The organism is Limnohabitans sp. TEGF003, assembly GCF_055395455.1.
This window is the reverse complement of the sequence record NZ_AP029225.1, coordinates 3,122,558-3,148,992: the sequence shown is the minus strand read 5'-3', so window position 1 is coordinate 3,148,992 and position 26,435 is coordinate 3,122,558. Positions and strand designations below refer to the sequence as shown.

At 63.4% G+C, this 26,435-nt stretch carries 27 protein-coding genes; 12 read left to right on the top strand and 15 right to left on the bottom strand.

What is annotated here, in order from left to right; all coding sequences use genetic code 11:
* The first annotated feature begins 86 nt into the window (after window positions 1–86).
* The 4 genes from ACZ5RT_RS15015 (at window position 87) to yjjJ (ending at window position 4,656) form a co-directional block, all read left to right on the top strand.
* Window positions 87–650, top strand: coding sequence for a cob(I)yrinic acid a,c-diamide adenosyltransferase (locus ACZ5RT_RS15015; RefSeq protein ID WP_291929510.1), 564 nt, complete (start codon window positions 87–89; stop codon window positions 648–650).
* 4 nt (window positions 651–654) lie between these two features.
* Complete coding sequence (locus ACZ5RT_RS15010) at window positions 655–996, top strand: hypothetical protein (RefSeq protein WP_416559902.1); 342 nt, start codon at window positions 655–657, stop codon at window positions 994–996.
* Between the two features lie 84 nt (window positions 997–1,080).
* Window positions 1,081–3,177, top strand: coding sequence for an acetoacetate--CoA ligase (locus tag ACZ5RT_RS15005; protein WP_464452990.1), 2,097 nt, complete (start codon window positions 1,081–1,083; stop codon window positions 3,175–3,177).
* A gap of 150 nt (window positions 3,178–3,327) precedes the next feature.
* Window positions 3,328–4,656: a type II toxin-antitoxin system HipA family toxin YjjJ gene (gene yjjJ, locus ACZ5RT_RS15000; protein ID WP_464452989.1), complete on the top strand. Its 1,329-nt coding sequence runs from the start codon at window positions 3,328–3,330 to the stop codon at window positions 4,654–4,656.
* Window positions 4,657–4,692: 36 nt separating this feature from the next.
* Here yjjJ and ACZ5RT_RS14995 read toward each other — a convergent pair whose 3' ends face one another.
* The 4 genes from ACZ5RT_RS14995 to ACZ5RT_RS14980 all read right to left on the bottom strand — a co-directional run bounded on the left by ACZ5RT_RS14995 (window position 4,693) and on the right by ACZ5RT_RS14980 (window position 8,147).
* Window positions 4,693–4,998: a hypothetical protein gene (locus tag ACZ5RT_RS14995; protein ID WP_464452988.1), complete on the bottom strand. Its 306-nt coding sequence runs from the start codon at window positions 4,996–4,998 to the stop codon at window positions 4,693–4,695.
* A 43-nt stretch (window positions 4,999–5,041) separates the two neighbouring features.
* Complete coding sequence (gene dapD, locus ACZ5RT_RS14990; RefSeq protein ID WP_464452987.1) at window positions 5,042–6,019, bottom strand: 2,3,4,5-tetrahydropyridine-2,6-dicarboxylate N-succinyltransferase; 978 nt, start codon at window positions 6,017–6,019, stop codon at window positions 5,042–5,044.
* A 92-nt stretch (window positions 6,020–6,111) separates the two neighbouring features.
* Window positions 6,112–7,098 carry an acrylyl-CoA reductase (NADPH) gene (gene acuI, locus ACZ5RT_RS14985; protein ID WP_464452986.1) on the bottom strand — a complete coding sequence of 329 codons (987 nt, stop codon included), beginning with the start codon at window positions 7,096–7,098 and terminating at the stop codon, window positions 6,112–6,114.
* A 143-nt stretch (window positions 7,099–7,241) separates the two neighbouring features.
* The gene (locus tag ACZ5RT_RS14980) at window positions 7,242–8,147 is read right to left on the bottom strand and encodes a DMT family transporter (RefSeq protein WP_464452985.1); all 906 of its coding nucleotides are present in this window, start codon (window positions 8,145–8,147) and stop codon (window positions 7,242–7,244) included.
* A gap of 126 nt (window positions 8,148–8,273) precedes the next feature.
* Between ACZ5RT_RS14980 and ACZ5RT_RS14975 the strand changes: the two genes are divergently transcribed.
* Both ACZ5RT_RS14975 and ACZ5RT_RS14970 read left to right on the top strand, forming a co-directional pair.
* Window positions 8,274–9,854, top strand: a complete 1,581-nt coding sequence (locus ACZ5RT_RS14975) for an alkaline phosphatase D family protein (RefSeq protein ID WP_422170039.1) — start codon at window positions 8,274–8,276, stop codon at window positions 9,852–9,854.
* A gap of 105 nt (window positions 9,855–9,959) precedes the next feature.
* Window positions 9,960–10,583 carry a TetR/AcrR family transcriptional regulator gene (locus tag ACZ5RT_RS14970; protein WP_464452984.1) on the top strand — a complete coding sequence of 208 codons (624 nt, stop codon included), beginning with the start codon at window positions 9,960–9,962 and terminating at the stop codon, window positions 10,581–10,583.
* A gap of 79 nt (window positions 10,584–10,662) precedes the next feature.
* On the opposite strand, the gene ACZ5RT_RS14965 is transcribed toward ACZ5RT_RS14970, so the two are convergent.
* From ACZ5RT_RS14965 to ACZ5RT_RS14955, 3 genes are all read right to left on the bottom strand, one after another.
* A complete protein-coding gene (locus tag ACZ5RT_RS14965; protein ID WP_108428650.1) occupies window positions 10,663–11,085 on the bottom strand; it encodes a universal stress protein in 423 nt (140 codons plus the stop codon).
* A gap of 128 nt (window positions 11,086–11,213) precedes the next feature.
* Window positions 11,214–12,086, bottom strand: coding sequence for a metallophosphoesterase (locus ACZ5RT_RS14960; protein WP_464452983.1), 873 nt, complete (start codon window positions 12,084–12,086; stop codon window positions 11,214–11,216).
* Window positions 12,083–13,069 (bottom strand): LysR family transcriptional regulator, encoded by a 987-nt coding sequence (locus ACZ5RT_RS14955; protein WP_464452982.1) that lies wholly within the window; start codon window positions 13,067–13,069, stop codon window positions 12,083–12,085. The genes ACZ5RT_RS14960 and ACZ5RT_RS14955 overlap by 4 nt, the downstream gene beginning before the upstream one ends.
* Window positions 13,070–13,216: 147 nt before the next feature.
* On the opposite strand from ACZ5RT_RS14955, the gene ACZ5RT_RS14950 reads away from it, so the two are divergent.
* Window positions 13,217–13,690: a hypothetical protein gene (locus tag ACZ5RT_RS14950; RefSeq protein ID WP_291940581.1), complete on the top strand. Its 474-nt coding sequence runs from the start codon at window positions 13,217–13,219 to the stop codon at window positions 13,688–13,690.
* A 106-nt stretch (window positions 13,691–13,796) separates the two neighbouring features.
* Here ACZ5RT_RS14950 and ACZ5RT_RS14945 read toward each other — a convergent pair whose 3' ends face one another.
* Together ACZ5RT_RS14945 and ACZ5RT_RS14940 are read right to left on the bottom strand one after the other, a co-directional pair.
* The gene (locus ACZ5RT_RS14945) at window positions 13,797–14,720 is read right to left on the bottom strand and encodes a DMT family transporter (RefSeq protein WP_464452981.1); all 924 of its coding nucleotides are present in this window, start codon (window positions 14,718–14,720) and stop codon (window positions 13,797–13,799) included.
* Window positions 14,721–15,004: 284 nt separating this feature from the next.
* Complete coding sequence (locus ACZ5RT_RS14940; RefSeq protein ID WP_464452980.1) at window positions 15,005–16,873, bottom strand: phosphoenolpyruvate carboxykinase (GTP); 1,869 nt, start codon at window positions 16,871–16,873, stop codon at window positions 15,005–15,007.
* Between the two features lie 295 nt (window positions 16,874–17,168).
* Here ACZ5RT_RS14940 and modA point away from each other — a divergent pair, with 295 nt between their 5' ends.
* The 3 genes from modA to ACZ5RT_RS14925 all read left to right on the top strand — a co-directional run bounded on the left by modA (window position 17,169) and on the right by ACZ5RT_RS14925 (window position 19,835).
* Window positions 17,169–17,900 (top strand): molybdate ABC transporter substrate-binding protein, encoded by a 732-nt coding sequence (modA, locus tag ACZ5RT_RS14935; protein WP_464452979.1) that lies wholly within the window; start codon window positions 17,169–17,171, stop codon window positions 17,898–17,900.
* Between the two features lie 85 nt (window positions 17,901–17,985).
* A complete protein-coding gene (gene modB, locus ACZ5RT_RS14930; protein WP_424374390.1) occupies window positions 17,986–18,663 on the top strand; it encodes a molybdate ABC transporter permease subunit in 678 nt (225 codons plus the stop codon).
* The gene (locus tag ACZ5RT_RS14925; RefSeq protein WP_464452978.1) at window positions 18,663–19,835 is read left to right on the top strand and encodes an ABC transporter ATP-binding protein; all 1,173 of its coding nucleotides are present in this window, start codon (window positions 18,663–18,665) and stop codon (window positions 19,833–19,835) included. The genes modB and ACZ5RT_RS14925 overlap by 1 nt, the downstream gene beginning before the upstream one ends.
* Before the next feature lie 109 nt (window positions 19,836–19,944).
* Here ACZ5RT_RS14925 and ACZ5RT_RS14920 read toward each other — a convergent pair whose 3' ends face one another.
* From ACZ5RT_RS14920 to ACZ5RT_RS14910, 3 genes are all read right to left on the bottom strand, one after another.
* Window positions 19,945–20,079, bottom strand: coding sequence for a hypothetical protein (locus ACZ5RT_RS14920; protein WP_255417455.1), 135 nt, complete (start codon window positions 20,077–20,079; stop codon window positions 19,945–19,947).
* Between the two features lie 88 nt (window positions 20,080–20,167).
* Window positions 20,168–21,115, bottom strand: coding sequence for a Bug family tripartite tricarboxylate transporter substrate binding protein (locus ACZ5RT_RS14915; protein ID WP_464452977.1), 948 nt, complete (start codon window positions 21,113–21,115; stop codon window positions 20,168–20,170).
* Between the two features lie 163 nt (window positions 21,116–21,278).
* Window positions 21,279–21,689, bottom strand: coding sequence for a PaaI family thioesterase (locus ACZ5RT_RS14910; RefSeq protein WP_464452976.1), 411 nt, complete (start codon window positions 21,687–21,689; stop codon window positions 21,279–21,281).
* A 155-nt stretch (window positions 21,690–21,844) separates the two neighbouring features.
* Here ACZ5RT_RS14910 and ACZ5RT_RS14905 point away from each other — a divergent pair, with 155 nt between their 5' ends.
* The gene (locus ACZ5RT_RS14905) at window positions 21,845–23,083 is read left to right on the top strand and encodes an NAD(P)/FAD-dependent oxidoreductase (protein WP_464452975.1); all 1,239 of its coding nucleotides are present in this window, start codon (window positions 21,845–21,847) and stop codon (window positions 23,081–23,083) included.
* 40 nt (window positions 23,084–23,123) lie between these two features.
* Here the strand turns inward: ACZ5RT_RS14905 and ACZ5RT_RS14900 are convergent, their stop codons facing one another.
* On the bottom strand, window positions 23,124–23,591 hold the full coding sequence (locus ACZ5RT_RS14900) for a DUF3237 domain-containing protein (RefSeq protein ID WP_464452974.1): 468 nt from the start codon (window positions 23,589–23,591) through the stop codon (window positions 23,124–23,126).
* Window positions 23,592–23,637: 46 nt separating this feature from the next.
* Between ACZ5RT_RS14900 and ACZ5RT_RS14895 the strand changes: the two genes are divergently transcribed.
* Window positions 23,638–24,711: a 3-deoxy-7-phosphoheptulonate synthase gene (locus ACZ5RT_RS14895; RefSeq protein ID WP_464452973.1), complete on the top strand. Its 1,074-nt coding sequence runs from the start codon at window positions 23,638–23,640 to the stop codon at window positions 24,709–24,711.
* A 272-nt stretch (window positions 24,712–24,983) separates the two neighbouring features.
* Here ACZ5RT_RS14895 and ACZ5RT_RS14890 read toward each other — a convergent pair whose 3' ends face one another.
* The gene (locus tag ACZ5RT_RS14890; protein ID WP_464452972.1) at window positions 24,984–25,487 is read right to left on the bottom strand and encodes a CBS domain-containing protein; all 504 of its coding nucleotides are present in this window, start codon (window positions 25,485–25,487) and stop codon (window positions 24,984–24,986) included.
* 85 nt (window positions 25,488–25,572) lie between these two features.
* Complete coding sequence (locus ACZ5RT_RS14885) at window positions 25,573–26,286, bottom strand: YebC/PmpR family DNA-binding transcriptional regulator (protein WP_464452971.1); 714 nt, start codon at window positions 26,284–26,286, stop codon at window positions 25,573–25,575.
* Window positions 26,287–26,435: the final 149 nt, after the last annotated feature.

Genomic DNA, 26,435 nt, shown 5'->3' with positions numbered 1-26,435 from the left:
ACAATCAAGCACCTTTGCAGGCGTGCGCCTTTGTGGGCTTTTTCCAGACCCTGCAGGCTTGAGCGAACAAAAAAGAGAGCAACACCATGGGCAACCGACTCACACAAATCGCCACCCGCACCGGGGACAACGGCACCACGGGGCTGGGCAACAACCAGCGCGTGTCTAAAAACAGCTTGCGCGTGCACGCCATGGGCGAGGTGGACGAACTGAACTCCCACATCGGTGTGTTGCTGTGCGAGGACATGGCCGCTGACGTGCGCGAGGTGCTGGTAGAGGTGCAGCACCAGCTGTTCAATCTGGGGGGCGAGCTGTCGATTCCCGGCTTTGAGTTGTTGAAAGAAGAGGCCGTGGCGGCACTCGACGCCGCCCTTGAAAAGTACAACGCCCAACTGCCCAAGCTTGAAGAATTCATCTTGCCCGCAGGCACCCGTGGCGCGGCACAAGCCCATGTGTGCCGCACTGTGGCCCGCCGCGCCGAACGCGCTTGTGTGGCACTGGGCAACGAAGAGGCCATCAACGAAACCCCGCGCCAATACCTCAACCGTCTGTCGGACCTGATGTTTGTGCTGGCCCGTGTGCTCAACCGCATGAATGGCGGCGACGATGTGTACTGGAAAAGCCAGCGCATGGCCCAAGACAAGGCCTGACATCGTGCGCAGGCTGGCACGCGTTGTGGGGTGGGCTGCCTTGTGCCTGGCCGCGGCGGGCCCCGCCATCGCCGCGCCGTCGTCGGTGGTGCTCAGTTGCGCTGTGGCCTATTTGCCGCAGCGCAGCACCTGGGTGCGCGAAGTGCGCATCGATTGGGACAAAAAAGCCGTTCGCCGCCTGCGCATCGATGGTGTCGAGCCGTATGGTTTTTCGCTGCTGCCCGGTGGCGTGATGACCGCGATCGACAACGAGCGCATCCAGATCGATCTGGTGGCGCAGCAGTGGCAAAGCGATTTTCGCGGTCAGGCCACGGGTCAGGGCCGCTGCGAAACGGTGCCCGGTTAAACCCGGCCCACGCTGTCACCTAGGTGTACGGTTCAGGGTTGTTGCGCGTGACAGCGCAGCGCAGGCGCTGCTACGCTGCAAGCCATGAAAAATGTGAACCATCTCTCCGCTCCCGCGCCTCATCTGCCTCAAATTCGCTTGTATCAAAACTGGCTGCGCGATGAGCGCGGCCTGAGCTTTGCCACTTACAACGACCTTTGGCGCTGGTCGGTCACCGAGCTGGATGCGTTCTGGCAAAGCATCTGGGATTATTTTGAATTCCAGTCGCCCACGCCACACACCGCGGTGCTGGCCAACAACGTCATGCCGGGCGCCAAGTGGTTTCCCGGAGCCCAGACCAACTACGCGCATCAGGTGCTGAGGCATGTGCAGCCCGCGCACGAGGCCGGGTTTTTGGCGGTCATCAGCCACAACGAAAAAGGCCTGCGCCGTGAGATGAGCTGGCCTGAATTGCGCCGCCAGGTGGCTGCCATGGCGCTGCACCTGCAGGCCCAGGGCGTGCAGCCGGGGGACAGGGTGGCGGCGTATTTGCCCAACATTCCCGAAGCCATGGTGGCGTTTTTGGCCACCGCCAGCGTGGGCGGTGTGTGGAGCATTTGCGCGCCCGACATGGGCACCAACGCCGTGCTCGACCGCTTCAAACAGATCGAGCCCAAGGTGCTGATTGCAGTCGATGGCGTGAGTTACGGCGGGCGCGACTTTGACCGCATGGGTGTGGTGCAGGAGCTGCGCGATGCTTTGCCCAGCGTGCAGCACGTCATCATTCACGACAACCTGGGCACACTGGATCTGACCAACTGCGATGTGGGCAGCAGCGTGCAGATGTCGGCCATCACCGCGCGTGAGGACGCCGAGGTGCAGGCCTTCGAGCCGATGTGGCTGCCGTTTGACCACCCGCTGTGGATCGTCTATTCGAGCGGCACCACCGGTCTGCCCAAGCCCATCGTGCACGGCCACGGCGGCACCGTGATCGTGGCCTTGGCCAACAAGATTTTGCACAACGACATCGGCTGCAGCTACCACGCCAACAGCTGGGGCGAGCGTTTTCATTGGTACAGCTCCACCGGCTGGGTCATGTGGAACGCGCAGGTGGCGGGCTTGCTCAATGGCGTGACCTGCGTGATCTACGACGGCAACCCCGGCGGCAGCAAAGACAAGCCCGACTGGGGCATTTTGTGGCGCATGGCGGCGCAGGAAAAAGTCACGTTTTTTGGGGCAGGCGCGGCCTACTTTGCCAACTGCCACAAAGCCGGTTTGGACATTTCGCGTTGTGGCGATTTGTCGCGGGTGCGTGCGCTGGGCACCACCGGCTCGCCCTTGTCGGCCGACACCCAAACCTGGGGGGTGGAGCAGTTCAAGGCCATTGGCTCCGACATCTGGTGGTGCAACATTTCGGGCGGTACCGACTTTGCGGGCGCCTTTGTGGGTGGCCATCGCGAGCTGCCGCAAGAGCCTGGCGTGATGCAGTGCCGCGAACTCGGCTGCGCGGTCGAGGCCTGGAACGAAGCGGGCGAGCCCGTGCTGGGCGAAGTGGGCGAGCTGGTCTGTACCCAGCCGATTCCGTCCATGCCGCTGTATTTCTGGAACGACAAGGACAACGCCCGCTATCTCGCCAGTTATTTCGAGATGTACCCTGCTGGCCACGGCCGTAAACCCGGCGGTGGCGACGGCCCGGCCAGCATGGGCGGCGTCTGGCGGCACGGTGACTGGTTGCGCATCGGGGATGCACAGGGCCAGGGCGAAGGCTGCGTGATCTTTGGCCGAAGCGACGCCACCATCAACCGCCACGGCCTGCGCATGGGCACCAGCGAGCTGTACAGCGCCGTCGAAGCCCTGCCCGAAGTCATGGACTCGATGGTGGTGGACCTGGAGTACCTGGGCAAGGAAAGCTACATGCCGCTGTTTGTGGTGCTGCGCCCGGGCACCACGCTCGACGACGCGCTCAAGGCCAAGCTCAACAACGCCATCAAAGTGGCACTCAGCCCGCGCTTCATCCCGAACGACATCTTCCAGGTGGCCGAGATCCCGCGCACCCTGTCCGGCAAAAAGCAGGAGTTGCCGATCAAGAAGCTCATGCTGGGCCAGCCGCTGGAAAAGGTGGTCAACAAGGACGCCATGGCCAACCCGGGGTGTCTGGACTGGTATGTGGATCTGGCCAAACGGCATTTGGCCAAGGCGTGAACTGGCCGCGGGATGGAAAACCTGGGATCTCGCATCATCTGTAACCATTCACGGGAAAAGCGTTAGACAAGCGAAAATATTAAAAAATCGTTGAATGACAACAGCTTAGAATGTCTGTACTATCAGCATATCTATTCAGATATCCATTCAATGACCACCGAAGCCCTGATCTCCGCCTTGCGCCGTCACAACGGCCACGCCAGCAGCCCTGAGCTGCAGGCGCAGCTGGGCGTGAGCCAACCCACGGTGTCGCGCCTGTTGGCGCCCTTGCTGGCGTCGGGGCAGGTGGTGAAGGTGGGGGCGGCCAGGGCGCAACGCTATTTGCTGCCGCGTGATGTGCCTGGCGTAGGGCGGCAGGTGCTGATGCATCAGGTGCTGCCCAGTGGTGAGCTGCAACGCTTTGGCACGCTCTACCCACTGGCCGGTGGCGGCTTCTGGATGGACGAAGCCGACAAGGCCCACGGCCAAAGCGCGTATCACCCCAGCCTGCCTTGGTTCTTGATGGACACCCGGCCCCAAGGCTTTCTGGGCCGCGCCTTTGCGCAGGCGCATGCTGAACTGGCCCTGCCCCCGCATCTGGCGCATTGGAGCGACGACCACATCCTGCTCGCGCTGGTGCGTGCAGGCGAAGACCTGCCCGGCAACCTGCTGGTGGGTGCGGCTTCGCTTGACCGCTATCTGGCCCTGCCGCCCAGTCGCAGCGCCGCCCCCGTGGTCAGTTACCCAGAGCAGGACTATCCTCGCTTGGCGCTGCAAGCCCTGGGCAGCGCAGCTCCGGGTTCCAGCGCAGGTGGCGAGCAGCCGAAGTTTTGCGCGGTGACGGATGGCGTGCCCGTGCTGGTCAAGTTCTCGCCCGCAGGTGACGCCCCGGCCGACCAGCGCTGGCGCGACCTGCTGGTTTGCGAGGCATTGGCCCTTCAAACGCTGCAAGCCGCAGGCATTGCCGCTGCGCAGACCGACATCGTGCAGGCCGGTGGCCGCGTCTTTTTGCAGAGTCGTCGTTTTGACCGCACTCCCCAGGGCCGTGTGGGCATGGTGTCGCTGGAGATGTACGACGCGCACTACATCGGCATCGGTTCCCAGTGGGCGGCGACGGCCATGCAGACCGGTCGCGCAGGCACTGAAAGCCTGAGCGCTGCCGACATCCAGACGCTGTGCCTGCTCGACGCCTTTGGCGCCTTGATCGCCAACACCGACCGCCACCACGGCAATGTCTCACTGTTGTTGCACCAGCACCGTTGGCAGTTGGCCCCGGCCTACGACATGTTGCCCATGTTTTATGCCCCTGTGGCGGGCGAGGTGGTGGTGCGCGATTGGACCCGCCAACTGCCACGTCCCAATGCGGACACCCTGAGTGTCTGGCCGCATGCGCGGACGCTGGCGATCCAATTCTGGCAAAGCGCAGCGGGTGATGGCCGCATCAGTGCTGAATTCCGTGAATTGGCCCGAATCAACGGGGCGCTGGTTCAGGGGCTTTGAATTCGTGGTGCAGTGGGGCAAGCTCGGTGCCCGGTATCAAGGGGCTTTGCGTTTCAAAAAACGCCCAAGCGGCGCTTGAACGACCGCTTTGACACGGCGCGGCATGGCTTGTAAATTGGCCATGAGAGCCCCTCTTTTCACAAAGATGCGGCGCTGTGAATGGCCCGACGGGCTGGGCAAATTCCAATGGCTTCCAGGCCCCCAGATGCTGGTCACCACCAAGTGCAGTGCCGCCAGCAACAGCATCACTTGCAAGCCAAACAGCAAGAGAAAGCCCCATGAAATATCTGGCCACAGTTGGCGCAGAAGCACCATTACCACAGGCAGCAAAAAGCTGCCCATAGCGGTCAACTTCCAGTTCAAGGGCAGGCCTCGGCGCATGGCATCAGTTCTTGTGCAACTCGGCGTTCAACTCGCCCCAGCTCTTGTTGCGCGGAATGGCGTGCAAGGCGCCGGACTGTGAATCGCGGCGGAACAGGATGCCGTTTTTGCCGGACAGTTCCTTGGCTTTGATCACGCTGCCGTCGGGCAGCTGCACTCGGCTGCCGCCGGTGATGTAGCAGCCGGCTTCGACCACGCAGTCGTCGCCCAGCGAGATGCCGATGCCGGCGTTCGCGCCCAGCAGGCAGCGCTTGCCGACCTTGATGACTTCCTTGCCGCCGCCCGACAGCGTGCCCATGATGGACGCGCCGCCGCCGATGTCGCTGGCGTCATCGACCACCACGCCCGCGCTGATGCGGCCTTCGACCATGCTGGCGCCCAAGGTGCCCGCGTTGAAGTTGCAAAAGCCTTCGTGCATGACGGTGGTGCCGCTGGCCAGGTGCGCGCCCAGGCGCACGCGGTCGGCGTTGGCAATGCGCACGCCCGAGGGGATCACGTAGTCGGTCATCTGCGGGAATTTGTCCAGCCCCTTGACCTCCAGCACGCGGCCGGTGCCACGGGCTTTCAGGCGGGCGGCAGGCACATCGGCCAGGGCGCAGGGGCCGAAATTGGTCCAGGCCACGTTGGGCAGCAGACCAAAGATGCCGGTCACGTTGGCACCGTGCGGCAAAACCAGGCGGTGGCTCAGCAGGTGCAGGCGCAGGTAAGCGTCGTGGGTGTCGGCGGGTGCGTCGGCCAGGCTTTTGATTTCGGTGCGCACGGCCACCACGGTCACGTTGCGCACGGCGCAAGGGGCCAGGGCCTGGGCCACGTCAGCGCCCAAAGCGGCCACGGCTTCGGCCTGGGTCAGGCGGGTGCTGCCGCTGGCGGCCACATCGCCTGCCAGTTCGGGGGCCGGGAACCAGGTGTCCAGCACGGTGCCGTCGGCGGCGATGGTGGCCAGGCCCGTGGCGCGTGCGCCGGTGGTTTGGAAAGTGCTCATGTTTGCTCCGGGAAGAGGGCCTGCGAAGGTGCAAGCCGTTGGAAATCAGAAGGCGTGATTATCGGTGACATGCTGACAATCCTCAGGGTCTTTCAGCGGTTGACGTTCACCACCACCCGCCCACGCACCTGCCCCGCCAAAATCTCCGCGCCCAAGCCAATCGCGTCGGCCAAACCCACTTCGCGGGTCATGTGCTCCAGCTGCGATGTGTCCAGGTCTTGGGCCAGGCGTGCCCAGGCCGCTTCGCGCACGGCACGCGGGGCCATCACGCTGTCGATGCCGACCAAGGTCACGCCGCGCAGGATGAAGGGCGCCACGCTCGACGGAAAGTCCATGCCTTGGGCCAGGCCGCAGGCGGTGACCACGCCGCCATACTTGGTGCTGGCGCAGGCGTTGGCCAGGGTGTGGCTGCCCACGGTGTCGACCACGCCGGCCCAGCGCTCTTTGGCCAGCGGTTTGCCGGGCGCCGACAGTTCGGCCCGGTCCATCACGTCGGCCGCGCCCAGCTGGCGCAGGTAGTCGGCTTCTTGCAGGCGGCCGGTGCTGGCCACCACGCGGTAACCCAGCTTGGCCAGCAGCGCAATCGCCACGCTGCCCACGCCGCCGCCCGCGCCCGTGACCAACATGTCGCCCTTGTCTGGCGTGACGCCGTGCTTTTGCAGCGCCATCACGCACAGCATGGCGGTGTAGCCGGCCGTGCCAATGGCCATGGCCTGGCGCGGGGTGAAGGCGGCGGGCAGCTTGACCAGCCAGTCGCCTTTCAGGCGTGCCTTTTGCGCCAGACCGCCGCTGTGGCTTTCGCCCACGCCCCAGCCGTTGAGCACGACTGGGTCACCCACTTTGAACAGCGGGTGCTGGCTGTCGGTCACCGTGCCCGCCAGGTCGATGCCGGGCGTGAGCGGGAACTTGCGCACCACGGGCGATTTGCCGGTGATCGCCAAGCCGTCTTTGTAATTGACGGTGGAATAGTCGACCTGTACGGTCACGTCACCTTCGGGCAAGGCGCTGTCATCCAGCGTTTGCAGGGTGCAGCGGTAACCGGCGTCGTCTTTTTCAATTTGGAGGGCTTGGTAGGTCATGCGTGTCTTTCAGAAAGGAGGTTCAAGGGGTGGAATTGGTGTGAGGTTTTTTTACCGATGGGGAAAGGAAGATGGATTCCCGCCTTCGCGGGAATGACAGATCGGGCGGGTACGGCTGACAGAGCGAAAAACCCATGCCGCGCTCAGCCAGGTTTGCGGTTGACCAACACGATGCCGACCGCCACCAGCGCCAAGGACAGCGCCAGCGTCATGGTTACGGCTTCGCCCAGCCAGAGCATGCCGAAAAGCAGCGCGAACAGCGGCGTCAAAAACACAAAGGCGGAAATTTTGGTGGCCGGGTAGTGGCCCAGCATCCACATCCAGGCCAGGTAGCTGGCGAATGCGCCCACCACGGTTTGCAGGGCCACCGAGCCGATGGCAAAGTGGCTCCAGTCACCGCCCCAGGGCTCACCCATCAGGTGTGACAGCAAGACCAGCACCACGGTGCTGACGGCCAGTTGGTAAAACAGCAGTTTTTCGGCGGCCAGACGCGTCAGGTTGGCTGCCCGGATGGCCACGGTGGTCAGGCCCCACAAGGCTCCGGCCGCCAGGCCCATCAGGTCGCCCGTGGCACCGCCGCCGCCAAAACCTTCGCGCAAGGCAAACACCACGGCGGCAAACGCGCAGGCCATGCCCAGCCATTGCACAGGGCGCAGCCGCTCGGTGCGGATGAACAAAGGCACCAGCGCCGCGACCCAAAAGGGCGAGGTGTACAAAAACACCGTCAGCCGCGAGGCCGAGGTGTGCTGCAGGCCGATGTAGATGAAAGCAAACTCCGCAGCAAACAGGCAGCCCACCAGCAAACCGGCCCACAGGCTGCCGTCGCGTGCAAACAGGCGCACCCCGCGCCATTGGCACCACAGCCACAGCAGCAGCGTGGCCCCCACGCCGCGCACTGCGGACTGGAACACGGGCGGCAATTCGGCCACCGTGGCCTTGACCAGGACCTGCTGAAACCCCCAGAACATGCAGCAGACCAGCAGCATGCTCACGGCCAGGGTGTCCAGGTGGTCTTTGCGGATTTTTTCGGGCGGGGTCATGCCGTTCATTGTGCCGCCGTCTGGCGTGCCTGCCTGTCACCGCTTGGCAAGCGGCCACTGGCGCAGGCCAGCCGAAGCGCCCCGGTTAACATGCCTGCTGAATTTTGGTCATCCCGCCCTGAACGCTTTGCAGACATGAACCGCCCCCTTGTTTCCCGCCGTGATGTGCACCGCCGGGCCTTGGCCCTGGCCTTGATGCCCTGGTTGAGCGCCGCCGCCCAAGCGCAGTTGTTGCAGGGCTCGCCTTCGGGCAACGGGCTGCGCTGGCAAGTGGACCCCTTCGGTTTGGGGGTGGCCAGCGGGCAGCCCCAGCCGGGCAGCGTGGTGCTGTGGACGCGCCTTCGCATCAGCGAGGCCGATGCGGCGCTGAAGAGCCAAAGCGTGCCCGTCGTGTGCGAGGTGTTTGCCGATGCGGCATTGCGCCAGCCTGTGCGCCAGTGGCGCGTGCAGACCGATGCCAGCCGTGGCCACAGCGTGCATGTGCTGGCCAGTGGTTTGCAGCCCGGGCGGCCTTATTGGTACCGCTTTGTCTGCGGCAACGCCATCAGCCCGGTGGGCCGTGCACGCACCAGCCCTGCTGCCGAGGAGGCCGTGGCACGCTTGCGCATGGGCCTGGCCTCTTGCCAGCATTACGAGCAGGGGTTTTTTGCCGCCCACCGCGAGATGGCCCAAAGCGATCTGGACTTGGTGCTGTTTGTGGGGGACTACATTTACGAAAGCTCCAACCCCCAGTACATGTTGCGCAAGCACCAAGGGGGGGTGCCCAAGTTGCTGGAGGAATACCGGGAGCGTCACGCGCAATACAAGACCGACGCGGATTTGCAAGCCTGCCACGCCGCGCACACTTGGGTCATGACCTGGGACGACCACGAAGTGGTCAACGATTACGCCAACGACCTCGATCGCCAGTTCACCGATCCGCAGGTGTTTTTGCGCCGCCGCGCGGCGGCTTACCAGGCTTATTTTGAGCACATGCCGCTGCGCCTGGGGCCAGACCCGGTCAACGGCAGCCAAATGCGCATCCATGACCGCATGGCTTGGGGCAAACTGGCCGATCTGTGGACACTCGATTGCCGCCAGTACCGCGACCACCAGGCCTGTCTGGACCCGAACCGGGGCGGTGGTCGGGTGGTGGTGGGTTGTGATGCCCTGAGCGATCCGGCGCGCAGCATGCTGGGCGCGGCGCAAGAGCAATGGTTGACCGAGGGCCTGACGCGTAGCACCCGGCGCTGGAAACTGGTGGCGCAGTCCACACAAATGAGTTCGAGTGGCGTCAACACGCCTTTGGGGCGCAGTGCCTTCACCGATGGCTGGGACGGCTACCCGCAAGCCCGGGCCAGACTGCTCGGCACGGTGGCGCAGGCAGGGGTGTCCAATGTGGTGCTGTTGGGCGGCGATGTGCACATGAACGTGGCAGCCCAATTGCGCGTGCAAGCCAACGACGAGCGCTCGCCTGTGGTGGCCAGCGAGATCGTGACCACATCGGTCACCTCACGCGGTCTAGGTGAGAAGTTGTTGGCCCAAATCCGCGAGAGCAACCCGGACATCTTGCATGCCCGCTCGGACGAACGCGGTTACACCGTGCTGGATGTGCGGCCCGAGGGCGTGGCGGCAGAGTTCAGAACCACCCCCAACCCGGCCCAGGCGGACGGGGTTTTTCGCTCGCAGGGGCAGTGGGTTGTTCGCGCGGGGGTGCCAGGCTTGCAAAAAGCCTGACGCCCACCGGCCCGTGTGGATAAACGGGACTCTCGCGGTTTGAATTGAACAGGCTTAGGGATGACCGCAGGGTCTTTTTTTGGTCTGCCGGGCTAGAATCCGCCGATGAATACAGAAGCCCGTACACCGCCCAAAAAATCCTTCAAGGTCCAGATGCTCGCCGCCCGAGAGACGGCCATCATCCAGTCGGTCAACCGATTGCTGGCCGAAAAAGGCTTTGACGCGATGACGGTGGACGAAGTGGCGGCCGAGGTGGGCATTGCCAAGGCCAGTCTGTACAAGCACTTCACCAGCAAGGAAGAGCTGGCCTGCGCGGCCATGGTGACGGCCATGCGCAAGGCGCAAGAGTTCATCTCGACTTTGCCTGCCGAACAGGCGGCCATCGACAAGCTCAAGGCGGTGACCCGCTGGACGATGACCCTCAAACTGCAAGGCCTGATGCCTTCCTTGCCCAGCCAGAATTCCAGCCTGCGGGCCACCTTGATGGCCAGCAAGGACTACATGGATGGCTTGATGGAAGTCAGCGATGCGCTGGGCGGCTGGATTGAAAAAGCCCAGGCGCAAGGTCAGATCAACCAAGCCTTGCCTGCGGTGGCTGTGCTCTACACCCTGTTTGCACGGGCCTGCGATCCGGTGCTGGAGTTCCTCAAAATGGGCGAGCAGCACACCGACGAACAAATCCTCGACCTGGTGATGAGCACCTGTTTCGACGGCCTGAGCGCCCGCTGAGTTTGAGGTTCGCTTTTCCCGGTGGGAGCGAGCCCCTGCTCGCGAATGCTGGCTAAGGGCCGGGCTGATACCCCAATGCTCAGCGCACCAACAGCACGGGCACTTTGCAATGTGCCAGCACCTGGGTGGCGACCGAGCCCATGACCAGGTTGCCCAGCGTGCCGTGGCCGTGTGAGCCCATCACCACCAGGTCAAACTTGCCGCTGTCGGCGGTCTTGGAAATGGTCTCGCCCGCATGGCCCACCTTGGCCACGGTCTTGGCGTCGATGCCGTGACGCAACAGGAACTTGGTGACCGGGCCGAGCACTTTTTCGGCTTCTTCACGTTGGTAGGCGTCGACCACTTCTTTGCCCACGGCTGCGCGCGCACGGGGGGGCAGTTGTGGATTCACCGTCAGCAGGGTGTAGCTGTTGTTCGCGCTGAACAGTTCGTCATGCGTGGTCAGGTAGGCCAGCATTTTTTTGGTGTATTCGCTGCCATCAACGGCCAATAAGATTTTCATGAAGGTCTCCTGTTGCGGATCAAAGAAGTCTTGACTTTAACCGCAGCCTCAGAGCCCTGTCTTGACTTGGGTCATGAAATTTGACGGGATGCCGGGGCGTGTGTGACCCCATGTGATCTGGCATTCATTCAGAGTGCGAGCAGGCAGCCAGGCTGGAATTGCAGCTGCTCGTTTTTGTGCGCATAACCCAGCGGATTGGCCACCACGCGGCAGCCGTGTTGGGTGTAGTCGCTGGCGCAATGCAAATGGCCGTGCAGCCACAACTGGGCATGTGGCAGCAAGTGGTCCAGTGCATTGCAAAAACCGGCCGTGCCCGGCACGTGGCCGTAACGCGGATCAGCGCTGTGCAGGCTGGGCGCAAAGTGCGTGATGACCACGGTGGGTCCGTCAAACGGCTGGGCCAAGGCCTGGCTCAACCAGACTTGGCATTGCAGGGCCTGCTCGCGCAGGCCCTCGGCCAGCCAGGGCTCGCCACGGCGTGTGGTCAGGGTTTTGCGCAGGTAATAGTTGGCCGCCCGAAAAGCCTTCTCACGTGCCTTGAGCTGGCGTGTGTACTGGCTGTTGGGATGGTGAAAGTGGGCCGGAAATTTGGCAGATGTGGGGTCTGGCAAGGTCTGGCCTGCCAGCGGCCCCAGCGCATCGAAATCGGTCCACAGCGTGGTGCCGACAAAACGCACACCGCCCAGCTCCAGCACCTCGCGCTCCAGCCAGGTGATGCCCAAGCGCTGGCAGGTGCCCTGCAAACGGGCGTGGGCTTGGTCAAAGTCCAGGCCGTCGTATTCGTGGTTGCCGGGCACAAACAGCACGGGCGTCGGCCAGCCGTGCAGCGGCGAAAACCGCGCCAGGCCAAAGTCGCCATCGCCGGACGCGGCCAGTGCCGAGCCGGTTTGGTACGAGCCGATGTCACCGGCCAGCACCAGCACATCGGCACCCGGCGCGGGCGTGGGCATGAAGCCGGGGTTGGACTCCAGATGCAGGTCCGACAGGAGCTGGATGTTCATGCCATTACCCCCGTGGCTTCGGTGTCGAAAGCCGCTTTCGCCACTTGCAGCAGCTGCTCACGCAGCCATTGGTGCGCGCCGTCGTGTTGCAGCCGCCGATGCCACAAAGCCTCGACATGCACGGGGGGCACGTCCAGCGGCAGCTCACGCAGCAGCAACTGATCGCCCATGCCGGTGGTCGGTACAAAGTGTCGCGGCAGCACGGTGAGCAGGTCGGAGTTGACCACCACCTGCCCGGCGGTGAAAAACTGGTTCACCGTCATCACGATGCGGCGCTGTCGACCAATCGTGGCCAGCGCTTCGTCGACAAAGCCATAGGGCCGACCTGAAAAACTCACCAACAGGTGCCGGGCGGCGCAATACCTGTCCAGTGTCATGGGCTGCTTGGCCAGTGGGTGGCCTTGTCGCATCACGCACACATATTCACCGGCATACAGGCGCTGGTGTTCAAAGGACACGGCTTCACCCGCTTGTGCGCGCCCGGTCAAGTCGGTCAGCACAGCGGGAAAGTAGCCCAGTGCCATGTCGGCCGCACCATCGCTGAGCAGACTGCGGGGGTCCCGCGTGGTCAGCGGCACCACCCGCAGCGAGACGCCCGGCGCCTCGGACTGGATTTGACGGGCCAGCCCGCCCATCAGTTCTGCTGCCGTGGCGTCGGCCATGGCCAGGATGAAGGTGCTGCTGGCCTCTTGGGGGACAAACGTTTGGGGCACGATGGCTTCTTGCAGCTGGCGCAGCGCTTCCCGCACGCTGGGCCACAGCACCAAGGCGCGTGGGGTGGGTTCAATGCCGTGCCCGTGGCGGCGTACCAGTTCGTCGCCCAGTGCATCGCGCAAGCGACGCAAGGCGTTGCTCACGGCGGGCTGGGTCAGCGAGAGGTTGCGTGCAGCCCTTGTCAGACTGCGTTCGGCCATGACCTCGTCAAAAATTCGGAGCAAATTCAGGTCGAGCGTGCGAAATGAGGCCGGGATGGGGGAGTTCATGCAAATACCGGTGACATATCACGATTATGAATGATGAACATCATGAATATAAAGTTGAATCGCATGAGTAAAAACCCTATGATTCGGGTCATGGTTTTGCTGGTTTGGATTGCCAAAGCATACAAAATCAAATCAAGGGAACTCAAAATGAACACGACCACTTCTAAATCTGTCTTGGGCCAAATGCCCGCCCCCTCTGCTGCACCGTCAGCACCCACAACCTCGACCAAAACCCTGGCCACCTGGATGCTCGCCGCTGGCGTTGCGGCTTTGGTGGTGGTGACCGACCACCTGATTGACGACTGGGCCGAAACACATGTGATCGCGGCCTGGATGGCGCTTTGGGCCGTGGCGGTGGTCGCCATTGCCGCCTTGCGCGGCGTGAGCCGTCTGTTGGCGCAGGCCGTGATGGCGAATCTGGACACCTGGTCGGCCAACTTGGCGCGCAACCGTGCGGACCAGCGACTGTGGGCCATGGCCCAAACCGACAGCCGCCTGATGACCGAGCTGCAAACGGCCATGGACCGCGCCGAAAACACTTCTGCCCCAGCCGCCGACTTGACCACTTACATGAGCCGCCGCGCTGCCCGCATGGTCAACAGCCGCATGTATTACATCTGAGGCTTCTGCCAGGGGCGATGATGCCCAGAACCCAACAGCCTCCTTCGGGAGGCTTTTTTGTGCCGGCAGTCCGCAAAGACCCGCGCTTGTGGAGCGCCAAGCGGCGTCAGATCTCCGGGCTGGCGGGGGCTTGGCGTGAGGCCAGGTAGATGCCGGGCAAGATCAGGCCCGCGCCCATGACGTGGTGCCATCCCAGAGATTCGCCCAGCACCACCCAGGCGGTCAAGCCGCCATACAGCGGCCCCAGGTACAAGCTGGCTGCCACGCGGCTGGCGCCCAGCACCTTCTGGCAAAACCCATAAGCCCAGTAAGCCCCGACGCCGGGCACCAGCCCGGCACCCACCACCAGCCAGGTGGCTTGCATGCTCCACGGGGGTGTTTCGGCTTGCCGCCATTCCCAGGCTGCAAAAGGCAAAAGCACCAACACGCCGCCCATGCAAATCGTGGCCAGCCGCGCAGTGGCACCCAAAGGCGAGGGCCATTTTTTTTGCAGCAAAGAAAAGCCTGCCCAAGCGATCATGGCGACCACAATCCAGCCGTCACCCGCCACCCATTGCACTTGGCCCAGCGCCGCCCATTGCCCCTTGACCACCACATGGAAAACGCCCGCCATGGCCACCAGCACGCCCAAGCCTTGTCGCCAGGAAAACCGTTCGCCCAGCCACAGCACGGCACCGAGTGCGATCAGTACCGGTGAGGCGGCGTAAATCAACGCGATGTTCATGGCGGTGGTGGTCTGTGCGCCCAGGTAAACCCAGGCCCCGCAAATCAGCATGCCCAAAGCGCCCAGCACCAGGTATTGCCAAGCCACCCGCAGGCTGCTGCGGCGTTCGCGCCAGAGCTCACTGCGTGCAATGAAGCCCAGGATCAAACCCGCCAGCGCCCACCGCCCCAGCGCCAGCATGTGCGGCTCCACCACCCCGGGTGCGGTGCGGGCCACGATGTAATTGACGGACCACAGGGCCGGTGTGATCCAGAGCAGCCAAAGGGCCCGGCGTTCGCGGGATTCAGGGGTGTTGAGCAAAAGCATAAGTGCGTTGATTGTGCCGTCACGTCAAAACGCACCGGTTCGCGGCCGGGGCGTTTGTCAGACCATGTCGCTGTCTTATCTGTCGCCAGACATGGTGGCATGTCTCTGCCTTCGTTCACCATGGATGCCCGCATGCGCGGGTATGACATCTAGGGGGTTGACATTCAAGGGTACGGGCGAGACATCCAAGCATGCGGACCCGGCATTCATGAGATGTCATGCCCGACTCGATCGGGCATCCATGAATTCATGGCGAGCCCCCCGCCTGCGCGGGGATACCGAACTTAAGCCGCCAGGCGCTTTTCCAGATCGGCCTTGGTGTCCAGCAGTGCCTTGGGCAGGCGCTGAGCCAGCTTGGCGAAGTGCTCGTCGTGCAGCTTGAATTCCTCGGACCATGCGGCCTTGTCGATGCTGGTGACCTTGGCGAACTGCTCGGCGCTGAACTCGATGCCGGTCCAGTTGATTTCAGCGTACTGCGGAGCCACGCCGAACATGGTCTGCTGACCCTGAGCCTTGCCTTCGAGGCGGTCGATGATCCATTTGAGCACGCGCATGTTGTCGCCGTAACCTGGCCACACGAAGGAACCGGACTCGTCCTTGCGGAACCAGTTGACGCAGTACATGGCGGGCAGCTTGAAGCCGGCGGCCTGTTGCTTGGCGCCGATGTCCAGCCAGTGCTGGAAGTAGTCGCTCATGTTGTAGCCGCAAAACGGCAGCATGGCGAAGGGGTCGCGGCGCACCACGCCTTGCGCGCCAAAGGCGGCGGCGGTGGTCTCTGACCCCATGGTCGCGGCCATGTACACGCCTTCGGTCCAGCTGCGGGCTTCAGTCACCAGCGGCACGGTGGTGGAGCGGCGGCCGCCGAACATCATGGCGTCGATGGCCACGCCGTTGGCGTCGTCCCACTGCGGGTCCAGGGCCGGGTTGTTGGTGGCGGCAATGGTGAAGCGGGCGTTGGGGTGTGCGGCCTTGGCGCCGGTCTCCTTGGCGATCTGGGGTGTCCAGTCCTTGCCTTGCCAGTCGATCAGGTGATCGGGCAGTTTGCCGGTGTCTTTCTCCATGCCTTCCCACCACACGTCGCCGTCGTCGGTCAGGGCCACGTTGGTGAAGATCACGTCCTTGTGCAGGCTCAGCATGCAGTTCGGGTTGGTCTTCATGTTGGTGCCGGGGGCCACCCCAAAGTACCCGGCTTCGGGGTTGATGGCGTACATCTTGCCGTCGGCGTGCGGCTTGATCCAGGCGATGTCGTCACCGATGGTGGTGACTTTCCAGCCGTCAAAGGCCTTGGGCGGCACCAGCATCGAGAAGTTGGTCTTGCCGCAGGCGCTGGGGAAGGCCGCCGCGACGTGGTATTTCTTGCCCTCGGGGCTGGTCACGCCCAGGATCAGCATGTGCTCGGCCAGCCAGCCGCCGTCCTTGCCCATGGTCGAGGCGATGCGCAGCGCAAAGCACTTCTTGCCCAGCAGCGCGTTGCCGCCGTAGCCCGAACCATAAGACCAGATTTCGCGCGTCTCGGGGTAGTGCACGATGTACTTGGTGGTCGGGTTGCAGGGCCAGGTGGTCTTGTCCTTCTCACCAGCGGCCAGCGGGGCGCCCACGGTGTGCACGCAGGGCACGAACTCGCCATTGCTGCCCAGCACGTCGTACACGGCCTTGCCCATGCGGGTCATCAGCTTCTGGTTGACGACCACGTAAGCGCTGTCGGTCAGCTCGATCCCGATGTGGGCGATGTGCGAACCCAGCGGACCCATGGAGAAGGGCACCACGTACATGGTGCGGCCCTTCATGCAACCGTCAAACAGGGGGTTGAGCGTGGCGCGCATCTCGGCCGGGGCCATCCAGTTGTTGGTCGGGCCGGCGTCTTCTTTCTTGGCCGAGCAGATGTAGGTGCGGTCTTCCACGCGGGCCACGTCCGAGGGGTCGGTGCAGGCCAGGAAAGAGTTGGCGCGTTTGGCGGGGTTGAGCTTCTTGAAGGTGCCAGCGGCCACCAGTTCAGCGCACAGGCGGTCGTATTCTTCCTGCGAGCCGTCGGCCCAGCAGATGCTGTCGGGCTTGCACAGTGCGGCCATTTCGGCGACCCAGGCGATCAGCCGTGCGTTTTTGACGTACGCGGGTGTGTTCAGGTTCAGGCCCTGCATTGCGGGTGAGTTCATGACTGGCTCCAAGTTTAAAAATCGTTTTTTCAAAACCTCTGCGCAGGGGCTTTGAAAAAACGGCTGAGGGGCTGAGATACTGAGGGGGCTGTGACAGATTGAGAAAAGGGCGGCGGTAACCGCTTCGTAACCAGCGGGTCTCGATTTTAGGGAGACTGCCTGTTTCGTGCCTGTCAGATCGGTTCTAAACCCCTTTAAATCTATGCAAAAGATGCATGACGTTATGCAACTCCTTGTGGCGTCTGGACCCCAAGCAGGGCGCCGCGCTTGCTTGATGGCTGCACTGGGCTGGCCATTGAGCACGTCATGGGGGGCACAGACGCGCAGTTCGGGACCCGTCAAAATCGCTGCAGCCAGCAATCTGAAGTTTGTGCTGGCTGACCTGACAGGCCTTTATCTACAACAAACCGGGATTCGGATTGATGTGAATCTGGGCGCATCAGGCAACCTGGCGCGGCAGATTCTGCAGGGCTTGCCGGTGGAGCAGTTCATTTCAGCCGACGAAGACCGGGTGGTCGAACTGGTCAAGGCGGGCCGCACGGTGGACGCCGGATACCGCTACGCCACCGGTCGGTTGGCGCTGATCGTGCCTAAAAATTCTCCACTGCCCTTGAACCAGGGGCTGGCTGCGGTCGTGCGCGCCTTGAAGCCGGGGGACAAGTTCGCCATCGCCAACCCGGCGCTGGCCCCTTATGGCGTGGCGGCCGAGGAGGCTTTACGCCGCTCGGGTGTCGGGCCGTTGCCGACAGCGCAGAAAGTGCTGGGTGACCACATCGGCCAAGCCACCCAGTTTGTGGCCACGGGCGCGGCGCAGGCGGGCATCACCGCGCTGGCGCTGGCGCTGGCTCCCGAAATTGCCCGCAGTTTGCAGGTCTTGCCCTTGCCCGCCGACTTGCACGCGCCTTTGCACCAGCGCATGGTTTTGCTCAAGGGCGCCAGCGAGGCGGCCGTGGCCTGGCAGCGTTTTTTGCTCAGTGCGCAGGCACTGGCTGTGTGGGTGCGCCATGGTTATGCCTTGCCGCAATAATCAGGCGGTGCGCTGTGGCCTTTGAGTTGGCGCGGCGCTTCAAAACCAGACAGCTCCTTCAATTCAACCCTCACACATTCCACCCATGGACTGGTCCGCCCTTCACGTTTCGCTGACCTTGGCGGTTTTGACCACCTTGGCGCTGCTGCCTGTCGGCTTGGCGCTGGCCCGCTGGTTGGCGGTGACGGCCTGGGCCGGGCGGCCTGTGGTCGAGGCTTTGCTGCTGCTGCCCTTGCTGTTGCCACCCACGGTGATTGGCTTTTACTTCTTGGTGGCCTTTGGCCAAGGCAGCGCCTTGGGCGCGTGGTTGGCGGCTTCGGGCATACGGCTGGTGTTCACTCTGGAGGGCCTGCTGCTGGTGAGCGTCTTGGTCAACCTGCCCTTCATGGTGCAACCGATTCAACGCGCCTTTGCCGCGGTGCCGCACAGCCTGCGCGAGGCGGCCTGGGTCTCGGGCCTGTCGACATGGCAGACGTTTTGGCGCATCGAATTGCCGCTGGCCTGGCCCGGTTTGCTGGCCGGCATGGCGCTCACGGTGGCGCACACGCTGGGCGAGTTTGGCGTGGTGCTCATGGTGGGCGGCAACATCGAGGGCGAAACCCGTACCCTGTCGGTGTCGCTCTACGACAAGGTGCAGGGCATGGACCTGCAGTCGGCCCATGTGATGGCGTTGGCCCTGGTGGGCGTGTCGCTGCTGGCGCTGAGCCTGGTGCTGGCGTTTGACCGGGTGGGCCCACTGGGTCGTGCCCTGCAGGAGCGCTGATGACCGGCCTGCAAGTGCAACTGCGCTCGGCCAGCCCGATCCGGCTGGAGGCCGAGTTTGACTGCGGTGCGGGCGAACTGGTGGCGCTGGTCGGGCCGTCGGGCAGCGGCAAGACCAGCATGCTGCGCGCCATCGCGGGCTTGTGGACGCCCGCCGATGTGCAGGGCCACATTCGGGTGGCGGGCCAAGCTTGGCTGGACACAGCGGCGGGCGTGCAGCTGAGCCCGCAAGCGCGCCGGGCAGGTCTGGTGTTCCAGCACTACGCGCTGTTTCCGCACATGACGGCGCAGGCCAATGTGGCGCTGGCGGCTGGGCCGGGCTGGACGCCAGACGACGTGCAGGGTTTGCTCGCACGCCTGGGGCTGGGTGCTTTGAGTGGCCGCAGGCCGTCTCAATTGTCAGGTGGCCAGCAGCAGCGCGTGGCGCTGGCGCGGGCGTTGGTGCGCGTCATGGCCAAGCCCACGGTGGCCCATGCTGTGGTGCCTGAAGCCTTGCCTGGTGTTTTGTTGCTGGACGAGCCTTTTTCTGCGGTGGACGCGCCCACCCGCCAGACGCTCTACCGCGAGCTGGCCGCCTTGCGCCAAAAGGTGTTGGTGCCCATGGTGCTGGTGACGCACGATTTGGCTGAAGCCCGTCGATTGGCCGACCGGGTGGTGATCGTCGACGCGGGTCAAACCCTGCAAACGGGCGAGCCAGCCCGCGTGTTCGCCAGCCCGCGCAACGCCCGGGTGGCCGAACTGGTGGGCATTCAAAACCATTTTGCAGGGCGTTTTTTCAAGGACCGGCCCGGCTGGGGCCGTCTGCGTTGGACCGATGCGGCCAGGCCTGAACAAAGCATCGATCTGGCCGTGATCGACAAAAACAAGATCGGGGACGACACACCCGTGACCTGGGTGCTGAACGGGGAGCAGGTCGATGTGCTGCGCGATGGCGAAGCTTTGGAAACCGTCGCTGGGCAGACCCGCTTGCGTTGCCAGTTGCTGGAGGTTTTGTCGCTGGGCGAAATCAGCCTGTGCACTGTGTCGCCGCAAGACCTGCCCGGTCAGACCCTCACCTTGAACCTGACCACGCGTTTGTTGCGGCGCCTGCAAGTGGAGACCGGTGGTTGGGTTCAGTTGCTGATCGCCCCGCAGGCTTTGCACATCATGCCCGTGCGCGACGCAGCCAATTGACACGCGGGCACGATCTTCGGCCCAAAACAAAACCCGCCAAGCCGAAGCTGTAGCGGGTATTGGGCTGAACGGTGCGGCCCAAAGACCAGCACCGCAAACGGTCAAAGCCTCAGGCCATGAACACGGCGATGAAGGCCAACAAGAAAATCAACACCGCACCAGCGGCCGGAATGACCACGGGAATGTGCTTGACCACGTTTTCCACGGGATCGTCAGATGTGTGTGTGTCGTTGTGAGCAGACATGGTGAACCTCAAACTCTGTAATGCCCGCTATTGTAGCCAATCGGGTGTTTCGCCAGACTGACAGGGGGCAAGCGCTGACTTTTGCAGCTCAATCCCCCACGATCTTGCGCTCACGGATCACCCGACCCCACATCGCGCTTTCGCTGGCCATGTAGCGTCCCAGCTCGTCCCGGGTGCCTGGCATGGGGGTGAGGCCGTGCTTGTTGAGTTGCTCGACCACGTCGGGGGTGGTCAGCACCTTGACCAGTTCGGTGTTCCAGCGGTCCAGCACGGGTTTGGGCACTTTGGACGAGGCCACAAAAGCGTACCAGTTGGTGGCGTTGAAACCAGGAAAGCCCGACTCGGCCACGGTCGGCACCTTGGGCAGCGTCGCCAGCCGTTGCGTACCTGTGCTGGCCAAGGCGATCAGTTTGCCCGCTTCGATGTGGGGCGCGGCCGTGGCCATCGTGGCAAACCAGCCAGTGACGCGGCCGCCCAGCACGTCTTGCAGCGCCGCTGCACCGCCTTTGTAGGGCACGTGCACCGTGTCCAGCTTGGCCATGTCGTTGAGCAGTTCGCCCGACAGGTGTGAGGCTGAGCCCGGCCCGGTCGAGGCAAAAGTCAGCTTGCCGGGGTTCTTGCGGGCGGTGGCGATGAAGTCGGCAAAGGTCTTGATGCCCGCGCCCGGGTCAACCACCAACACGTTCGGAAAATTCATGGCCATCGTCAAGGGCGCCAGATCCTTGACCGGGTCATAGGGCAGTTTCATCATGTGCGGCGCAATCGCCAGCGGTCCGACCGAGCCGAGCAGCAGCACACTGCCGTCGGCAGGGCCGGTGGCGGTGAATTGGTGCGCAATGTTGCCACCGGCCCCTGCCTTGTTTTCGACCGTGACCGACACGCCCAGGTTCTCGCCCAGCCGTTTGGCGATGATGCGCGCACCCGTATCGGCCGCACCCCCCGCCACAAAGCCCACCACCATGGTGATGTTTTTCTTGGGCGGGAACTCCTGCGCCAAAGCCTTGGTAGCTTGCAGGCCAAGGGCTCCCACCAGCATGCCGGAGCAGGCCAGCAAAAGCGCGCGCCGCGCAGTTTGTGGCTTTGCAAAAGAGAGACAACCCATGTGTTTCATGCCGGACCTCCAATCAACAGATGCAACACATTAACAGTGAAGACCCGATCAAGCCGTCGCGTGGGTTGCCGCTGGCAAAACGACCCCTTCACATCAAGGCGTAAGTCGTGCTGGCCCTGAAAACACTTTTACCGTCATCGGCCCCGGCCAGGTCGATTTCGCCAAACGCCATGGCTTTGCCTGCCCGCAAGACGCGTGCTGTGACGAGGGCGTCCTGCCCCGACAACGGTTTCATGAAGGTGCTGGACAGCTGCACCGTACTGCAGGGCCTGAATTGGCCAAAGTGCTGGATCAGCGCAAGCACCATGGCCGTGTCCGCCGCGGCCATCATGGCCTGCCCGCACAGCATGCCGCCCACGCGCGAAAGCTGATCGCTTTGCGGCAGGCGCAAAGTCACGCTGTCCGCTTGCGTGCTTTCGACGGTCAGGTTCAAGGCCTGTACCCAGGGGGCAAACAGCTCGGACAAGGCTTGTTGCAGGTTTTCAGTGGAGGTGCTCATGCGAACAGTTTAAACAGAGCAAAAGGTCTCAGTGCCATCCGCCGCAAACGGGGGGCCGGCGAACGCTTGACCGTCTCTATACTGGACACACCCAAGGTTTGTCTTTTGACAACAGGCCTTGATCCATGGACACCCGCTACACCGTTTGAAACGTCATGACTTCTTCCATCCTTGTTCTGGGCGCTGGCATGGTCGGCACCTGCACCGCCTTGCATTTGCAGCAGCGTGGCTTCGACGTGGTGCTGTTGGACCGCCGTGCACCGGGGCAGGAAACGTCTTTTGGCAATGCCGGCCTGATTCAGCGCGAAGCGGTCGAACCTTATGCTTTTCCGCGTGAGCCAGGTTTCTTGTTGAATGTGGCCATGGGCCGGGGGGCCGAGGTCCATTGGCATGCGCGGGGTTTGTGGCAAATGGCCGGATCGTTGCTCCGCTACTTGCGCCACTCACACCCCAAGCGCCATGCGCAAGCCACCCACGCGTACAGCCGCCTGATCGCCCATGCCACCGACGAACACCGTTTCCTCATGACCGCTGCCGGTGCACAGGATCTGGCGCGCCATGAAGGATTCCGTTTTGTGTTCCGCACCTCCAAGGCGCTGGACGAGGCGGTTGAACGGGCTGCGAACTTGCATGACCGTTTTGGTGTGCGTTATCAGGCCGAAAACACCACCCAGCTGGCGCAGGCCGAACCTGCTTTGCGCTTGCCACTGGCGGGCGCCGTGCATTGGCTGGACCCGTGGGCGGTCAACGACCCCGGCGCCTTGGTGCAACGTTATGCGGATCTGTTTGTGGCGCGGGGCGGGCGCTTGTTGACGGGAGACGCGACCAGCTTGCAGTCGCAAGGCTTGGGCTGGTCGGTGCAAACCACCGAAGGCCGTGTGCATGCCGAGCAAGCCGTGCTGGCGCTGGGCCCCTGGGCCGACGGTTTGATTCGCACGCTGGGTTACCGTTTCCCGCTGTTCATCAAACGCGGTTACCACCAGCACTACACCTCGCCCGCCCAGCTGCTTCAACCGGTGCTCGATGCCGAGCGCGGCTATGTGCTGGCGCCCATGCAGCGCGGCCTGCGTTTGACCACCGGGGCTGAGTTTGCCCCCATCGATGCCCCACCCACGCCCGTGCAACTGGCCAAGGCCGAAGCCTTGGCGCGTGAACTGGTGAATTTGGGTGAGCCTTTGCCCGAGGCCCCTTGGCTGGGCGCGCGCCCCTGCACCGCCGACATGTTGCCTGTGACGGGGCCTGCGCCGCGCCACAAGGGTTTGTGGTTCAACTTTGGCCATGCCCATCAGGGCTTCACCTTGGGGCCTGTGGCCGGACGCTTGCTTGCCGAGATGGTCGAGGGCCGACACACCTGGATTGACCCAGCCCCTTACGCGCCCGCGCGATTCATGTGAGTGCACCTCCAGCGCAATGTCGCAGGCCCTTCAGGCCCGTTCACAGCACCCGGTAAAAACTCAGAAACACGCCGTCGGGTGCCCGTCGCCCACTGCCGATGAATTGGCTCTCGCTCAGCCAGGCCCACTGCGGCGCTGTGGCTTCCAGCTTGGGCTGGCAGCGGAAATAGATCTCGTCGGGGTTGACCGGTTGGCCGTTCATGATGCGCTGTGAATTGTCCAGCGATGCCACGCGCAGGGCGGTGTTTTGCACGAACACGCGTGAGCCGTCGTCGAGTTCGATCACATAGCGCGCATCCAGGTGCGCTTGTGTGCCGCCGCCCAAAATCAGCTGAAAGTCGGCACCGCCTGCCAGCACTTTGCCGTTCAGGCGCGGGCCGGTCACGGTGCCACCGGTGATCGGGATCATGCGGCGCAGGCCTGCGGGCGTGTGGCCGACTTCAACGGGTGGTGCGATGGTCACGGCCAAATCGCAAACATGTTCCAACTGGGGGGCGGGCAGCGTCATCGTGGTTCCCTTTAAACTGGGTCTGAATTATCAGGTGACTTCACACATGCTTTCCACCCAAGACAAAACCCGCATCGACGACACCCGCATTGCTTCGGTGCGCCCCCTCATGACGCCCGCGCTGCTCGAAGAGCGGCTGCCCGCATCGCCCGCGCACCTGGCGCTGGTGGAGCGTTCACGGCAAGACATCTCGAATGTGCTGCAAGGCCAGGACGACCGTTTGGTCGTGGTGGTCGGGCCCTGCTCGATCCATGACCACGACCAGGCCATCGCCTATGCCCGGCTGCTCAAGGCCGAAGCCGACAAGCACGCCAAAGACCTGCAAATCGTCATGCGCGTGTATTTTGAAAAGCCTCGCACCACGGTGGGTTGGAAGGGTTACATCAACGACCCGCACCTGGACGGCAGCTTTGCCATGAACGAAGGCCTGGAGATGGCCCGCAAACTGTTGCTCGACATCATCGACCTGGGCCTGCCCGTGGCCACGGAATTCCTGGACTTGCTCAGCCCGCAATTCATCAGCGATCTGGTCACCTGGGGTGCCATCGGTGCGCGCACCACCGAGAGCCAAAGCCACCGCCAGCTGGCCAGCGGCCTGTCGTGCCCAGTCGGCTTCAAGAACGGGACGGATGGCGGCGTCAAGGTCGCAGCCGATGCGGTGGTGGCCTCCAAGGCCCCGCACGCCTTCATGGGCATGACCAAGATGGGCCAGGCCGCGATCTTCGAGACGCGTGGCAACCAGGACGTGCACATCATCCTGCGCGGTGGCAAGACCCCCAACTATTCGGCAGCCGATGTGGATGCGGCCTGCAAGGCGCTCGAAGCCTCGGGCATCGCCCCGCAAGTGATGGTGGATGTGTCGCACGCCAACAGCAGCAAGCAGCACGCCAAGCAAATCGAGGTGGCGCACGACGTGGCCGCGCAGGTGGCCGCGGGTGACCGCCGCATCATGGGCCTGATGATCGAAAGCCATTTGCAAGAAGGCCGACAAGACCAAAAACCGGGTCAGCCTTTGCAGTACGGCGTGTCCATCACCGACGCCTGCATCAGCTTTGCGCAGACGGTGCCGGTGTTGGAGGCCCTGGCGCAGGCGGTGCAAAAGCGGCGCAGTCGCGGCTGAGTTCCGCAAAACATGTAACAGGGCCTTGACCACGGTTGCCCGGCGGGATTACAGTGAAACCGCTGACATCGGGAAACTGATCGAAGCATCCTCTGGGGCACATGCATGTGCCCCGCCCATCAGAACGATGAATCTTCTTTTGGGCAATCCTTGGGACGATCCTCTCGTGACGACCCATCAGCCCGACCGGTTCGCCGGTCGGGTTTGTCATTTGGGGGCCTGGCTTTTTCCATGTGGCCTGTGTCACACAGCAGGCCCACCCTGTGCCCACATCAAGGCTCGTGTTGTGCCAGGTACATGCCCCCGGTCATTTCAGCCGGGTTGAACATGGGCGAGGTGCGGCTGCTTTCCAGGTCGATGCCAATCCGCAAGGCCTGCGCCAGAGCGCTCAGCTCATCGGCCAGGTGGACCAGCAGGTCGTCCAGCGAGACCAGACCCATCAGCCGCCCGTTGGCCTCGGTGACGAACAGCCGCCGCACCCCGTGTTGGGTCATGGCCTGCACGGCTTCGTGCACGCTGGCCGTGCCGGGCACGCGAATCAAGTGGGGTGTGCTGAAAGCGCCCACATTCTGCTCTTGTGGCAAGCGGTCCTGGGCCAGCAGGTTGATGACCAGATCGCGGTCGGTCACCACGCCTACCACGCGTGTGGCGTCTTCGGGGTCGGTCAGGGCCAGCGCACCCACATGGTGGATGCGCATCATCTCGGCGGCTTTGCGCACCGGGGCTTCGGCGCTCAGGGTGAGGATGTCGCGTTGGCAAAGTTGGGACAGGTTCATGGCAAAACGCTCCTGAAAATGACAACAGCCCACCTTAGTGGGGCGGGCTGTGTTCGTCAGTGCGTTGTGTCACCTGTCAGGCAGTTCAGCCTGCCAAGCCCACAAACACGTTTTGAACGTCGTCGTTGTTGTCGATCGCGCCCAGGAAGGCTTCAACTTCTTCGAGTTGCTCGGCGCTCAAGTTGGCCGGGTCGATCGGGTTTTTGGGTTTGTAGCCCAGTTTGGCCGACACCACGGTGAAGCCGAAATTGGGCAGGGCACGGCTGACCAGGTCCAAGTCGGTCGCTTCGGTGATGAACACCGTCACGCCGTCTTCGTCGGCGGGTTCAAAATCCTGCGCACCGGCTTCGATGGCGGCCAATTCGGCGTCGGCCCCAGGCTGGGCAGGCTCGGCCTCGATGAACCCCACATGGTCAAAGTCCCAGGACACCGAACCCGACGTGCCCTGCTGGCCCTTGCGGAACAACACGCGCATTTCGGACGCGGTGCGGTTCACGTTGTCAGTCAGCACTTCGATCATCACCGGCACCTGGTGGGGCGCGAAACCTTCATAAATGACGCGGTCAAAGCTGACGGCATCGCCCAAGAGGCCCGCGCCTTTTTTGATGGCGCGCTCCAGGGTGTCTTTGGGCATGGACACCTTGCGGGCTTGTTCGACCACCAGGCGCAAACGGGCATTGGCAGCGGGGTCCGCGCCGTTGCGGGCGGCGATCATGATGTCCTTGGCCAGGCGGCCAAACAGTTTGCCCCGGGCGTCTGCTGCCTGTGCCTTGCCTTTTGCTTTCCATTGCGCGCCCATGGCGGTTTTCCTTGGTGGTGGTCTGCCCCCAAAGGCGCAGATGCTGTGAAAAAAGCGCCCACCCGTGGGGCTGACGCATGTTTGAAGGGGTGTCAGTTTAATCGCCCGGCCAGTCTGAGGGCCCCCACCAGGAGACGGCGGCGGGTCCC